Source organism: Streptomyces sp. NPDC058701 (assembly GCF_042715295.1).
Lineage (GTDB): Bacteria > Actinomycetota > Actinomycetes > Streptomycetales > Streptomycetaceae > Streptomyces.
This window is the reverse complement of the sequence record NZ_JBHXSY010000019.1, coordinates 102,804-115,935: the sequence shown is the minus strand read 5'-3', so window position 1 is coordinate 115,935 and position 13,132 is coordinate 102,804. Positions and strand designations below refer to the sequence as shown.

Annotated in this window: 10 protein-coding genes; 4 read left to right on the top strand and 6 right to left on the bottom strand. The window is 73.4% G+C overall.

Going from position 1 to position 13,132, the window contains the following annotated elements; all coding sequences use genetic code 11:
* Positions 1 to 94: 94 nt before the first annotated feature.
* Both ACFWW8_RS21610 and ACFWW8_RS21605 read left to right on the top strand, forming a co-directional pair.
* Positions 95 to 1,552, top strand: a complete 1,458-nt coding sequence (locus ACFWW8_RS21610; RefSeq protein ID WP_386530554.1) for a cytochrome P450 — start codon at positions 95 to 97, stop codon at positions 1,550 to 1,552.
* Between the two features lie 10 nt (positions 1,553 to 1,562).
* Complete coding sequence (locus tag ACFWW8_RS21605) at positions 1,563 to 2,192, top strand: class I SAM-dependent methyltransferase (protein WP_386530553.1); 630 nt, start codon at positions 1,563 to 1,565, stop codon at positions 2,190 to 2,192.
* Between the two features lie 48 nt (positions 2,193 to 2,240).
* Here the strand turns inward: ACFWW8_RS21605 and ACFWW8_RS21600 are convergent, their stop codons facing one another.
* Positions 2,241 to 3,773, bottom strand: a complete 1,533-nt coding sequence (locus ACFWW8_RS21600) for an MFS transporter (protein WP_386530583.1) — start codon at positions 3,771 to 3,773, stop codon at positions 2,241 to 2,243.
* A 98-nt stretch (positions 3,774 to 3,871) separates the two neighbouring features.
* On the opposite strand from ACFWW8_RS21600, the gene ACFWW8_RS21595 reads away from it, so the two are divergent.
* Positions 3,872 to 6,034 carry a prolyl oligopeptidase family serine peptidase gene (locus ACFWW8_RS21595; protein WP_386530552.1) on the top strand — a complete coding sequence of 721 codons (2,163 nt, stop codon included), beginning with the start codon at positions 3,872 to 3,874 and terminating at the stop codon, positions 6,032 to 6,034.
* Between the two features lie 84 nt (positions 6,035 to 6,118).
* Here the strand turns inward: ACFWW8_RS21595 and ACFWW8_RS21590 are convergent, their stop codons facing one another.
* The 5 genes from ACFWW8_RS21590 to ACFWW8_RS21570 are packed head-to-tail and all read right to left on the bottom strand — an operon-like array spanning position 6,119 to position 11,852.
* Complete coding sequence (locus tag ACFWW8_RS21590) at positions 6,119 to 7,138, bottom strand: ABC transporter ATP-binding protein (RefSeq protein WP_386530551.1); 1,020 nt, start codon at positions 7,136 to 7,138, stop codon at positions 6,119 to 6,121.
* Positions 7,135 to 8,145: an ABC transporter ATP-binding protein gene (locus ACFWW8_RS21585; protein WP_386530550.1), complete on the bottom strand. Its 1,011-nt coding sequence runs from the start codon at positions 8,143 to 8,145 to the stop codon at positions 7,135 to 7,137. Before ACFWW8_RS21585 ends, ACFWW8_RS21590 begins: the two co-directional genes overlap by 4 nt.
* Positions 8,145 to 9,131, bottom strand: a complete 987-nt coding sequence (locus ACFWW8_RS21580; protein WP_386530549.1) for an ABC transporter permease — start codon at positions 9,129 to 9,131, stop codon at positions 8,145 to 8,147. The genes ACFWW8_RS21585 and ACFWW8_RS21580 overlap by 1 nt, the downstream gene beginning before the upstream one ends.
* On the bottom strand, positions 9,128 to 10,078 hold the full coding sequence (locus tag ACFWW8_RS21575) for an ABC transporter permease (protein WP_386530548.1): 951 nt from the start codon (positions 10,076 to 10,078) through the stop codon (positions 9,128 to 9,130). The genes ACFWW8_RS21580 and ACFWW8_RS21575 overlap by 4 nt, the downstream gene beginning before the upstream one ends.
* Positions 10,079 to 10,106: 28 nt before the next feature.
* A complete protein-coding gene (locus ACFWW8_RS21570; protein ID WP_386530547.1) occupies positions 10,107 to 11,852 on the bottom strand; it encodes an ABC transporter substrate-binding protein in 1,746 nt (581 codons plus the stop codon).
* Between the two features lie 349 nt (positions 11,853 to 12,201).
* On the opposite strand from ACFWW8_RS21570, the gene ACFWW8_RS21565 reads away from it, so the two are divergent.
* Positions 12,202 to 13,125, top strand: a complete 924-nt coding sequence (locus tag ACFWW8_RS21565) for an NADP-dependent oxidoreductase (protein ID WP_386530546.1) — start codon at positions 12,202 to 12,204, stop codon at positions 13,123 to 13,125.
* The last annotated feature ends 7 nt before the right edge of the window (positions 13,126 to 13,132 follow it).

The window sequence follows — 13,132 nt, the reverse complement described above, 5'->3', positions numbered from 1 at the left end:
ACGGCGTTATCCGGCCGGATGGGACCCGGATCCTCGCCCCCGCACCGTGCCGTTCGGCAGAATCGGGCCGTCGGTACGGGACGAAGGGACGGCCATGGCACGGGGGACGGACACGGATGCGGACACGGATGCGGACACGGATGCGGGCGGGGCGGCGGCCGGCACCGGTGCGGGGGCGGCGGTACCGGGACTGGCGGGCATCCCGCTCCTCGGCTCGCTGCTCGACCTGAAGGCGGACTCGCTCGGCACCTACCTGCGCGCCCGGCAGCGCCACGGCGACGTCGTACGGATCACGGCGGGGCCGCCCGGCCTGCGCGCACAGCTGTACTGCGTCTTCTCCCCCGAGGGCGCGCAGCAGGTCCTCGCCTCGGAATCGGCCAACTTCCGCAAGGACAACCCGTTCTACCAGGAGGTGCGGGACTCCTTCGGCAACGGTCTGCTGACCAGCCAGGACGAGGACTACCTGCGCCAACGGCGGCTGGTGCAGCCGCTGTTCACCCGCCGCCGGGTGGACGGGTACGCCGATGCGGTCGCCGCCGAAACCCGCGCCACCCTCGACTCGTGGCGGGAGGCGCAGGGCGGAGTCGTGGACGTCTGCGAGGAGATGACGCGCCTCGCCCTGCGCGCCGTCTCCCGCATCCTGTTCGGCACCGACACGGACGCCACCGTCGGGGTCGTGACACGGAGTTTCCCCGTGATCACCGACTACGTGCTGCGCCGCGGGTACTCCCCCGCCACGATCCCGCGCACCTGGCCCACCCCCTCCAACCGGCGGGCGGCCGCCGCGATGGACGAGCTGTACGCGGTCTGCGACCGGATCATCGGCGAGCGGCGCGGCGCCGCCCCCGAGGACGGCGCCGGCCAGGACCTGCTGACGCTGCTCGCGGCCGCGGAGAGCCCGGCGGCCGAAGGGGACGCGTCCGGCGGCGGGTTCGACGCCGCCGAGCTGCGCGACCAGGTGCTGATCTTCCTGCTCGCCGGGCACGAGACGACCGCCACCTCCCTCGCCTTCGCCCTGCACCTGCTGGCCCTCCACCCCGAGGCACAGGACCGGGCCCGCGAGGAGATCTCCCGGGTGCTGGGCGACCGTACGCCCGGGGCCGCCGACCTGGACCGCCTGCCGTACGTCACGCAGGTGCTCAAGGAGGCCATGCGGCTCTACCCGGCCGCCCCGGTCATCGGCCGCAAGGCGGTCGCGGCCACCGAGGTGGGCGGCCACACCGTTCCGGCGGGCGCCGACGTGATACTGGCGCCGTGGGTGACGCACCGGCACCCGGACCACTGGCCGGACCCGGACCGCTTCGACCCCGACCGCTTCACCCCGGAGGCCGAGGCCGGGAGGCACCGCTACGCGTGGTTCCCCTTCGGCGGCGGTCCGCGCGCCTGCATCGGGCAGCACTTCTCGATGCTGGAGTCGGTGATCGCGCTGGCGATGATCCTGCGGGAGCACGCCTTCGAGGCCGTGGACACCGAGATCCCGGTCAGCGCCGGAATCACCCTGCGCACCGAGGGTCCCGCACGCTGCCGGATCCGGCGGCCGGCCGGCCGGTAGCCTTCCTCCCGTGGCGGAACACCAGGATGAGACCCGGGCGGCCTACGACGGCGTCGTCGAGCTGTACGCGTCGATGTTCGCCGACCGGCTGGAGACGCGGCCGTTCACGCGGGCCATGCTCGGCACCTTCGCCGAGCTGGTGCGCGCGACGGGCAACCCGCGGGCGGCCGACGTCGGGTGCGGGCCCGGACACCTGACGGCCGTCCTGCACGACCTGGGGCTGGACGCCTTCGGGCTCGACCTCTCCCCGGCCATGGTCGGCCACGCCCGGCGGGCCCATCCGGCACTGCGGTTCGACGAGGCGCTGATGGAGGCCCTGCCGGTCGAGGACCGTGCGCTCGGCGGTGTGCTGGCCCACTACTCGATGATCCACACCCCGCCCGGGGAGCTGCCCGCGCTGCTCGCCGAGCAGGTGCGGGTCCTGGCACCGGGGGGCCTGCTGCTGGCCTCGTTCTTCGCGACCGACGGGCCGGAGCCGGTCCGCTTCGACCACAAGGTGACCCCCGCGTACAGCTGGCCGGTGGACCGCTTCGCCGGCCTGCTGGCCGGCGCCGGCCTCGTCCCGTTCGCCCGGCTGCTCCACGACCCCGCCTCCGAACGCGGCTTCCTGGACGCCCACGTACTGGCCCGCCGGCCCTGACGGCTCTGCCGGCTCTTCTGTCTCTTCCGGCCCTGGCGGCTCTTCCGGCTAGACCGCCGTCGGGGTGTGGTCGCCCTTGAGGCGTTCGAGGTCCGACGACCTGACCTGGATGACGAAGAGCGCGATCAGGGCCGTGGCCAGCGTGAAGACCGCCGCCGCCACGAAGGCCGCGCTCACGCCCGAGGTGAGGATCTGGTCGCTCCACGGTTTCGGGAGCTGACGGGTCTGTACGAAGGTCGCCTTCTGTTCCGGGGTCGCCGTGCTCAGGAAGGACCCCGCCTGCTCCTTGGCCTCGTGGCGGCTGGCGGTTCCGAACACCGTGACGAGGATGGACAGACCCAGCGAACCGCCCACCTGCTGCATGGTGTTCAGCAGTCCGGAGGCCGCGCCGGACTCGCGGTCGGGCACGTTGGACAGCGCCATCAGCGTCAGGGAGACGAACTGCATGCCCATGCCCGCACTGAACAGCAGCATGGGGCCAAGGATGCTGCCCAGGTAGGTCGAGTGCACATCGGTCTGCGTGAGCCACGCCAGGCCCGACGCCGCGAGCACCGAGCCGGTGACCATGAACGGCTTCGGCCCGTACTTCGGCAGGAGCTGGGAGGTGAGGCCGGCCGTCAGCGCGATCATCGCGCTGACCGGGAGGAAGGCGAGCCCGGCCTGGATGGGCGTGAAGCCCAGGACGTTCTGCACGAACAGGGTCAGGAAGAAGAACATGCCGAAGATCGCGCAGGCGAAGAAGAGCATGATCGCGTACGTTCCGGCCCGGTTGCGGTCGGCGAACATGTGCAGCGGGGTGATCGGCTGGGGCGAACGCCGCTCGTTGAACACGAAGAGGGTCAGCAGGACCACGGCGGCTCCGAAGGAGGCCAGGGTGAGCCCGTCCGACCAGCCCTCCTGGGACGCGCGGATGAACCCGTAGACCAGCGCCACCATGCCGACCGTGGACAACAGGGCCCCCGCGGCGTCGAAGTGGCCGGGGTGCCGCGCGGACTCGCGGATGACCCGGGGGGTCGCGAGGGCGATCAGCAGGGCGATGGGGACGTTGACGAACAGCACCCAGCGCCAGTTGAGCCACTCCACGAGGATGCCGCCCGCGAGCAGCCCGATCGCGCCGCCGGCCGCCGATACGCCGGCGAACACGCCGAACGCCCGTGTGCGTGCCGGGCCTTCGCGAAAGGTGGTGGTGATCAGCGCGAGCGCGGTCGGCGAGGCGATGGCGCCGCCGACGCCTTGCAGGGCCCGGGCGGCCATCAACTGGCCGGAGTTCTGGGCGAAGCCGCCCAGCAGCGAGGCGAGGCCGAAGAGCAGGACGCCGAAGATGAACACGCGCCGCCGGCCGAGGATGTCGCCGGCCCGGCCGCCGAGCAGGAGCAGTCCGCCGAAGGTGAGGGTGTAGGCGTTGACGACCCAGGAGAGGCTCTCGGTGGAGAACCCGAGGTCCGTCTGGATGTGCGGAAGCGCGATGTTCACGATGGTGATGTCGAGAACGACCATGAGCTGGCAGGAGGCGATCACGAACAGCGCAAGCCCGTTCCCGCCCCCTCGGACCTTGCCGTCGGTCCCGTTGCTGGTCGGCAGTGCGTTCGGGTCCACCTAGTCGACGCTAAGCCCGCACCCCGGGGGTCACCACTCGAACGGCCTAGTGGCAGTGATATTTCACATGTCACACTACGGTTATGGACGACTTCCTCCGGCTCTCCGCCGACACGGCCCGCTTCACCTACGGCGCCCCGCGCGCGTTCGCGTTCGGGGACGACGGCCGGCTGCTCTGGTTCCTCCGCTCCACCGGCCCGGCCGACGCCTCGGACAGCCTCTGGGTGCTCGACACCGCCACCGGAGCCGAGACCCGGCTCGCCGACCCGCGGCAGCTGTGCCCTCCACCCGGGCCGGGCTCCCGAGTCGGCGCGAGGTCCGGGCCCGTGCCCGACGGCCTCCCGGACGACCGCCGCTACGCCCTTCCCCTCGCCGAGCGCAGACTGCGCGAGCGGATCAGGCTCGTCGCCGCCGGCATCGGCTCGTACGCCCTCTCCGGCGACGGACGCAGCGCCGTCTTCGCACTCCACGGGCGGCTCCACCGGGTCACCGCCGATACCGCCGGCGCCGCCGAGGCGGCCGGCCCGGGCCGCCCGCCCGAGGAGCTCCCCACCGCGGGACCCGCCTTCGACCCCCGTCCCAACGCGGACGGTTCCCGCACCGCGTACGTCACCGGGGACGCCCTCCACGTCACCCCGGGCGGACGGATAAGCCCCGACGACGGAGCCCGGTGGGGCGTGGCCGAGTTCGCCGCCGCCGAGGAACTGGGCCGCTCCCGCGGACACTGGTGGTCCCCCGACGGGCAGACGCTGCTCGCCGCCCGCGTCGACGAATCCGCCCTCCAGCGGCGCTGGTTCACCGACCCCGCCCACCCCGAACTCCCGGCCGAGGACTTCGCGTACCCGGAGGCCGGCGGCCCCAACGCGGACGTCCAGCTGTGGGTGCTCGGCCCCTCGGGCACCCGGGTCCGCGTCGACTGGGACGCCGAGGCGTACCCGTACGTCTCCGACGCGGGCTGGCACGCCGGCGAGACGGCCGCCGGCGAGATCCTGCTGACCGTCCAGGACCGGCTCCAGCGGACCGTCCTGCTGCTCTCCGCCGACCCGGCCACCGGCCGCACCCGGGAACTGTCGCGCACCGAACACCCGCGGTGGGTCGACCCGATGGTCCCCGGAACCCCGGCCCGGCTGCCCGACGGGCGGATGCTGACCGCCGCCGACACCCCGGGCGGGGCGGCGCGCGGCCTCGCCGTCGACGGCGTCCCGCTCACGGGGGACGGGATCCAGGTCCGCCGCGCGGCGGGCGTCCACGGGGGACGGCTGCTGGTCGAGGTCGGCCTGCGCGACCCCTCCGGACAGCAGGTCCTGCTGCTCGACCCGGAGACCGGAGCGGCGACCCCGCTCGCCGACGGGCCCGGGGTCAACAGCGTGCTCGCCGACGCCGGCACGCTGCTGCTGACCCGCGCCGACGCCGACGGGATCCGGCGGACCGTGCGCACCCCCGACGGGCGGGAGTTCACCCCCGCCGACCTGTCGCAGCCGCTGCCGTACCGGGTGGTTCCGGTGCTGGAGCGGGTCACCGAGCACGGGGTTCCGACCGCCCTGGTGCTGCCCCGCGGCCACGTGCCCGGGCGGCGGCTGCCGGTGCTGGTGGACGCGTACGGCGGTCCCGGCTACCAGGACGTCAGCGCCGAGCCGCGCCGCTGGCAGGCCAAGCAGTGGTGGGCCGACCAGGGCTTCGCGGTGGTGACCGTCGACAACCGCGGAACCCCGTACGTCTCGCCCGCCTTCACGCACGCCGTGTACCGCGGCTTCTCCGAGGTCACCCTGGAGGACCAGGTCGCGGCCCTCCACGCGCTCGGGGCCCGGCACCCCGACCTCGACCTCGGCCGCGTCGGGGTGCGCGGCTGGTCCTACGGCGGTTACCTGGCCGCGCTGGCGGTGCTGCGCCGCCCGGACGTGTTCCACGCGGCGTCGGCCGGGGCCGCGCCGACGGACTTCCGGCACTACGACACCGCGTACACCGAGCGGTACCTCGGTCTGCCGCAGGAGGAGCCCGGGGTCTACGAGCGGGATTCGCTGATCCCCGACGCCCCGAAGCTGACCCGGCCGCTGCTGCTGACCACGGGCCTGGCCGACGACAACGTGCACCCGTCCCACACGCTGCGCCTGTCCCGGGCCCTGACGGACGCGGGCCGCCCGCACCGCCTGCTGGCGCTGCCGGGGGTCACCCACATGACGCCGGGCGGGACGCGGGAGAAGGTGATGGCGCTGGAGCTGGAGTTCTTCCGCGAGGTGCTGGGCTGAGGCACCGAGCCACCGGGCGGAGGGTGCGGCGGGGCCCCGGAGACGCCATCGGCTCCGGGGCCCCGCCTCTTCCCGTGATCCCCGTCAGTCACCCGGGAAGTGACAGGCCACCTCCCGGGAGGCGGCGAGCTGCAACACCGGCCGTTCGGTGCGGCAGATGTCCCGCGCCTTGGGGCAGCGGGGGTGGAAGGTGCAGCCCGGGGGCGGGGCGGCCGGGCTCGGCGGGTCGCCGAGCAGCACGATCCGCTCCCGCCGCCGTTCCGCCGCCGGGTCGGGCAGCGGGACGGCGGACAGCAGTGCCCGCGTGTACGGGTGCTGCGGGGTCCCGTAGAGGGAGGCGCGGTCCCCTATCTCGACGATCCGGCCGAGGTACATGACGGCGACGCGGTCGCTGACCCGCTTGACCACCGACAGGTCGTGCGCGATGAAGACGTACGCGAGCCCGAGCTCGGCGCGCAGCCGCTCCATCAGGTTCACGATCTGGGCCTGCACGGACACGTCGAGGGCGGACACCGGCTCGTCGGCGACGATCAGCCGCGGGCTGGTGGACAGCGAGCGGGCGATGCCGATGCGCTGGGCCTGGCCTCCGGAGAACTCGTGCGGATAGCGGTCGATCTGCTCGGGGATGAGCCCGACGAGCTCCATGAGCTCGGCGGCCCTGCGGCGGGCGTCTGCGGCGCTCCAGCCCTGGACCAGCAGCGGGTCGGAGATGATCCGGGCGACCGTCTGGCGGGGGTTGAGGGACGAGTGGGGGTCCTGGAAGACCATCTGGACGTTCCGGCGCAGCGGCCGCAGGGCCCCCTGGGAGAGCCGGCTGATGTCGCGGCCCTCGAAGGCGACGGTGCCCGAGGTGGGCTGCAGCAGCCGTACGAGCATCCGGCCCGTGGTGGACTTCCCGCAGCCCGACTCCCCGACCAGACCGAGGGTGCGGCCGGGCATCAGGTCGAAGGAGACCCCGTCCACGGCGCGCACGGGCGCCCCCCGGCGCCCGGTCACGGACCGCTTCCCGGGGAAGGTCATGGTGAGGTCGCGGACGGACAGCAGCGGCGGGGCGCCGGTGTCCCCGGGCGGGCCGGCGGCGGTGGCGGCGGCGGTACCGGTCATCGGGGTGCCTCCTCGGCGGTCCGGGCCCCGGCGAAGTGGCAGGCCGCGGTCCGCGACCGGCCGTCCCCGTACGGTTCGAGCTCCGGCCGTACGTCGGTGCAGCGCGCGGCGGCGCGGCCGCAGCGCGGGGCGAAGGCGCAGCCGGGAGCCGGGGCGAGCAGGGACGGCGGGGATCCGGGGATGAAGGGCAGGGGTCCGTCGTCGGCGTCGTCGAGCCGGGGCAGGGAGTCGAGCAGGCCGCGGGTGTAGGGGTGTGCGGGGTCGGCGAACAGCTCGTCCACCGGGGCCTGTTCGGCGGCGCGGCCGCCATACATGACGAGGACCTCGTGGGCCACGCGGGCGACGACGCCCAGGTCATGGGTGATCATCACCACGCCGAGCCCCCGCTCCTGCTGGAGCCGGGCGATCAGCTCCAGGATCTGGGCCTGGACGGTGACGTCGAGGGCGGTGGTCGGCTCGTCGGCGATCAGCAGGTCGGGCTCGCAGGCCAGGGCCATGGCGATCATCGCGCGCTGCCGCATGCCGCCGGAGAACTGGTGCGGGTACTCCCCGGCCCGGCGGGCGGGTTCCGGGATGCCGACCTCGCCGAGCATGTCGACGGCGCGGGCGCGGGCGGCGGCCCGCCGGGCCTTGAAGTGCACCCGGTAGTGTTCCGCGATCTGTTCGCCGACGGTGTAGTAGGGGTGCAGGCCGGACAGCGGGTCCTGGAAGATCATCGCGATGCGGCGGCCCCGGACGGCGGAGAGCTGCCGTTCGGAGAGGCCGGTCAGCTCCCGTCCGGCGAGGGCGACGGAACCGGTGACCTCGGCGCCGCCCCGGTGCAGTCCCAGCAGCGCGAGGGAGGTGACGGACTTGCCCGAGCCGGACTCGCCGACGATCCCGAGGGTGCGTCCGGCCTCGACGGTGAACCCGATGGAGTCGACGGCCCGTACGGGGCCGCGCGGGGTGGTGAACGTGACGCGCAGGTCGCGCACGCGGAGCAGGGGCGTGGTCGCGGCGGCGGCCATCAGTACCTCACCCTCGGGTCGATGACGGCGTACAGGAGGTCGACCGCGAGGTTCGCGACGACGATGAAGAACGCGGCGAGCAGGGTGACCCCGAGGACGACCGGCTGGTCGGAGCTGACCAGCGCGCCGTAGAACAGCCGCCCGACGCCGGGGAGTCCGAAGATGGACTCGGTGATGACGGCTCCGGCGAGGAGCCCGCCGAGGTCCATGCCGAAGATGGTGAGGACGGGGGTCATCCCGGAGCGCAGTCCGTGTTTGACGACGACGGTGCGCTCGGGCATCCCCTTGGCGCGGGCGGTGCGGATGTACGGCTCGGCCATGGCCTCGATCATCGAACCGCGGCTCTGGCGGGCGTACATGGCGGCGTACAGCAGGGCGAGCGCCGTCCAGGGCAGCAGCAGGTTGGCGGCCCAGGGCAGGGGGCCGTCGGTGAACGCCCGGTAGGTGGGGTAGGGCAGCAGTCCGGCGAGGCGGATGACGCCGTGGATGAGCAGGACGGAGGTGAAGTAGACGGGCAGCGAGGCGGCGGCGACCGCGCCGACCATCAGGACCTTGTCGGTGGCGGTGTCCTTGCGCAGGGCGGCGGTGACCCCGGCGCCGAGGCCGAGGACGAGCCACAGGACGGCGGCGCCGAGGGCGAGGGACGCGGAGACGGGGAGCCGGTCCATCAGCAGGTCCCAGACGGGCAGGGAGTTCTCGTACGAGTAGCCCAGGCAGGGGAAGTCGCAGTCCACCGCGTACGGTCCGGTGCCGAGGGTGCGCCCGGTGAAGATGCCGGTCAGGAAGTCGGCGAACTGGCGCCACATCGGCTGGTCGAGGCCGAGGTACGCCCGTACGTCGGCCAGCCGCTCGGCGCTGCAGGTCTTGCCGCAGGCGGCGGCGGCCGGGTCGGAGGGCAGGACGTAGAAGATCAGGAAGGTGACGGCGGCGATGGCGAGGAGCACGCCGGCGAGGGCGAGGAGCCGGCGGGCGAGGTAGAGGATCACGTGCGGCCGCCCCTCGGGTCGAGGATGTCGCGCAGGGCGTCGCCGAGCAGGGTGAAGGCGAGCACGGCGAGGAAGAGGAAGACGCTGGGGATGACGAAGTACATGGGGTCGGTCTCGTAGAAGGCCACGGACTCGGCGATCATCTGGCCCCAGGAGGGGGTGGGCGGGCGGACGCCCACGCCGAGGTAGCTGAGGGCCGCCTCGGTGCTGATCATGCCGGGGACGAGCAGGGTGGTGTAGGCGATGACCGGGCCGGAGACGCCCGGCAGGATGTCGCGGGTCAGGATGCGCCAGGAACCGGCGCCGCCCACGCGGGCGGCGTCGACGTACTCGCGGTGCTTGAGGGAGAGGGTCTGGCCGCGGACGACGCGGGCGACGCCGGGCCAGCCGAAGACGCCGATGACGGCGGTCATGAGCACGATCCGGTTGACGTCCTTGGCGACGGACAGCATCGCGATCATGAAGATCAGCGAGGGGAACGACATGGTCAGGTCCATGAGCCGGGACAGGACCGCGTCGGTCCGGCCGGCGAAGTAGCCGGCGGCGATTCCGGCGGCGGTGCCGGTGACCACCACGATGGCGGTGGCGGCGAAGGCGATGAGGAGGGAGACCTGGGCGCCGTGGACCACACGGGCGAACAGGTCGCGACCGGTGACGGGTTCGACGCCGAGCCAGTGCTCGGCGCTGATCCCGCCGAAGGAGCCCAGCGGCTGTCCTCCGAGGTAGGGGTCGACGGCGGTCTTGTCGAACTCCTCGGGGGACCAGCCGCCGAGCGCGCCCAGCCAGGGGGCGGTGGCGGCCATGAGGACGAAGAGGAGGACGACGCAGAGGCTGACGCGGACGGCGGGACGGCGGCGGAGTTCCCGCCGGGCGAGCTGCCAGGGGCTGCTGCCCGGCGGGACCTCCTTCGCCTCCGGTGTGCCGGCGGCGGGTGCGGTGGTGGTCATCGCGGGGTGGGGGGCTGCTCGTCCGGCCTCAGCCCTGGCCCTTGGCGGGGTCCTTGAGGCCGACGACGGCGTAGTCGATGGTGCCGGTCCACACGGGGTGGCCGAAGGCGCCCGCGATGTTGGGGCCGACGAGCAGCGGCTTGCGCTCCAGGATGAGCGGGACGGACGGGGACTTCTTCATGAGCTCCGCGTCGAGGTCGATCCAGGCCTGGTTGGCCTGCCGGGCGTCGGCCATGGCGTTGATCTCGTCGATCCGCTTCATCGTCGCGTCGTCGCGGAACTGGCTGTAGTTGCCCTGGTTGCCCTTGTCCTTGACGGTGCGTCCGTCGAAGACGAAGGGGATCCAGGTGGATCCGGAGGGGTAGTCGGGACACCAGCCGCTGAGCGTCATGTCGGGCGTGGTGGACAGGTCGCCGATGACGTCGTAGTAGGCGCCTGGGTCGACGGTGTCGACGACGACCTCGATGCCGGCGCGGGACAGGCCCTGCTGGAGGGCCTCCGCCTTGCCCTTGTCTCCGGTGGAGACGGACAGGGAGACCTTCAGCTTCTCCTTGCCCGCGGCCTTGAGGAGTTCCCTCGCCTTGTCCGGGTCGCCGGCCGGGGCGATCTTCAGGGTGTCGGCCTGCCGGCCGCCGGACAGCGCCGGGGGGAGGTAGGCGGTGGCGACCTCGTTGAGGGCCGGGCCGCCGCCCGCGGTGACCACGGCCTCCTTGTCGACGGCGTACTGCACGGCCTCGCGGACCTTGGGGTCGTCGAACGGGGCCCGGGAGTTGTTCAGGTGGAGCATCTCGGTACAGCCCTGCGACTCGGCGAGCAGCCGCGCCTTGACGTCCGCCTTGGGGAGGACCTTGGGGGCGCTCTCGGGACGCATGTCGGCGTACTGGACGGTGGAGGCGTCGGCGCCCTCGCCGGCGATGATCCGGTCGTCGATCTGGCCGCCCTTGAGGCCCATGACGACGACGAACCGGTCCGGGTAGGCCTTGCGCACGGTGTCGGTGGCGGCGTCCCAGTGCTCGTTGCGGACCAGGACCAGCTTCTTGTCGCGGTCGTACGACTCGATCTTGTACGGGCCGGAGGAGAACGGGCGGGCGTCGTACTGGGTGCCCTTCTCCTGGGACTGGGGGACGGGGGCGAAGGTCGGGAGGGTGGCGGTCGCGGAGAACTCGGCCACGGGGCGCTTCAGTTCGAAGACGATCGTCCGGTCGTCGGGGGTCTTCACGGAGTCGAGGTGCCGGCCCTGGAGGGGGCCCTTGTAGCCCTCGGTGCCGGCCAGGTACTGGGCGGCGTAGTCGGGGCCGCCGGTGAGGTCGGGGGCGAAGGAGCGCTCGACGTTGTACTTGACGTCTTGGGCCCTGACCGGCGAGCCGTCCTCGTACTTCACGCCCTCCTTGAGGGTGAAGGTCCAGGTGCGGCCGCCGTTGGAGGGGGTGCCGAGGTCGGTGGCGAGGTCGGGGACCAGCTCGCTCCCGGCCTTGCCGGGCTCGGCCTTGAAGGTGACGAGCGTGCGGTAGAGCAGGCGGGTGCCGAAGTCCATGGCCGGCATGACCCAGTTGCGGGCGGGGTCGAGGTGGGCGAAGTCCTGGTTGGACAGGACGGTGAGCGTGCCGCCCTTGACCGGGGTGCCGCCGAGCACCTTCCCGTCGTTCGCGGCGGCCGGATTGGCGGCGCCCGCGCCGGCGGAGCCCTTCTTGCCGGTGTCGGAGCAGCCCGAGGCGCCGAGTGCGAGTGCGGCCACCACGGCGGTGGCGAGGGCGAGTTGGGTGCGCTTGGTCATGGGTCACTCCAGTGAAGGGCCGCGCTCTACGATGTGACCGGTAACATAGTAATGTGAAATTGCACTGACAAGGGGTGGGCGCCGCCGTTATCCAGCCGTGTCCGAACCCGCGCTGACGGAACGTGGGAAACCGGGGCCCTGAGCCGGATCCGGAGCGGCCGCGCATCCGGGGCGGCCTCGCATCCGGGGCGGCGGCGCATCCGCGGTGGCCTCGCATCCGGCGCGGCGGCGAGCGCCGTTCAGGGGCATCCGTGCGCGCGGCGCGCGGCGGCGCGTCCGCCGGACGGGGCCCGTCCCGCACCCTGTATCCCGCACCGGCCCCCGACCACCACCCCCCTGGAGTTCCCCGATGCCGAAGGCCATCCGTTTCAGCGAGTACGGCGACGCCGACGTCCTGCGCCTGGAGGAGGTGCCGCTGCCCGAGCCCGGAGCGGGCCAGGTCCGCGTCAAGGTCGCGGCGGCCGGGGTCAACGGCTTCGACTGGAAGGTCCGCCGGGGCTACTTCAGCGGCGGCGAGCCCCTCGCCGCGCCGACGGGCACCGGCATGGAGCTCTCCGGCACCGTGGACGCGGTCGGTCCCGGCGTACACCAGTGGCGCCCCGGCCAGGCGGTCTTCGGCGGCTCCGCCGACCGCGGCGCCGCCGCGGAGTACGACCTCGCCGCCGCCCGCGACCTCGTCGCCAAGCCCGACTGGCTCGGCTTCGAGGAGGCCGCCGCCCTGCCCGTGGCGACCGAGACGGCCTACCGCACCCTGCGCCTGCTCGACGTCCGGGAAGGGCAGACCCTGCTGATCCACGCCGCGGCGGGCGGCGTCGGCCTGCTCGCCGGACAGATCGCCCGGGCCCGGGGCGCCACGGTGATCGGCACGGCCGCCGTACGGAACCACGCCTTCCTCCGCGAGATCGGCGTCAGCCCGGTCCTGTACGGCGACGGCCTGTTCGACCGGGTCCGCGCCATGGCCCCGCAGGGCGTCGACGCCGTGCTCGACTGTTCCGGCCGCGGCGAACTGCCCGGCTCCGTCGCGCTCGCCGGCGGCCCGGACCGGGTCGTCACCCTCGTCGACCCGGCCGGCGCGGCCGAGCACGGCGTGCGGTTCTCCGGCGAGGCCGGCTCGCTCGCGGAGGCCGTCACCGAGGTACTGCCGCTCGTCGAGGCGGGCCGGGTCCGGATCCCGATCGACGCGGTCTTCCCCTTGGAGGAAGCCGCCGACGCGCAGCGCCGCAGCGAGAACGGCCATCTTCGGGGCAAGGTCCTGATCAGGCCCGGCGCCTGACCTTCCG

Bases quoted from the DNA above. Each gene is read 5' to 3' on its own strand.
- ACFWW8_RS21565 (WP_386530546.1), top strand. From the start codon at position 12,202: ATGCCGAAGGCCATCCGTTTCAGCGAGTACGGCGACGCCGACGTCCTG.
- ACFWW8_RS21575 (WP_386530548.1), bottom strand. From the start codon at position 10,078: ATGACCACCACCGCACCCGCCGCCGGCACACCGGAGGCGAAGGAGGTC.
- ACFWW8_RS21590 (WP_386530551.1), bottom strand. From the start codon at position 7,138: ATGACCGGTACCGCCGCCGCCACCGCCGCCGGCCCGCCCGGGGACACC.
- ACFWW8_RS21595 (WP_386530552.1), top strand. From the start codon at position 3,872: ATGGACGACTTCCTCCGGCTCTCCGCCGACACGGCCCGCTTCACCTAC.
- ACFWW8_RS21570 (WP_386530547.1), bottom strand. From the start codon at position 11,852: ATGACCAAGCGCACCCAACTCGCCCTCGCCACCGCCGTGGTGGCCGCA.
- ACFWW8_RS21610 (WP_386530554.1), top strand. From the start codon at position 95: ATGGCACGGGGGACGGACACGGATGCGGACACGGATGCGGACACGGAT.
- ACFWW8_RS21585 (WP_386530550.1), bottom strand. From the start codon at position 8,145: ATGGCCGCCGCCGCGACCACGCCCCTGCTCCGCGTGCGCGACCTGCGC.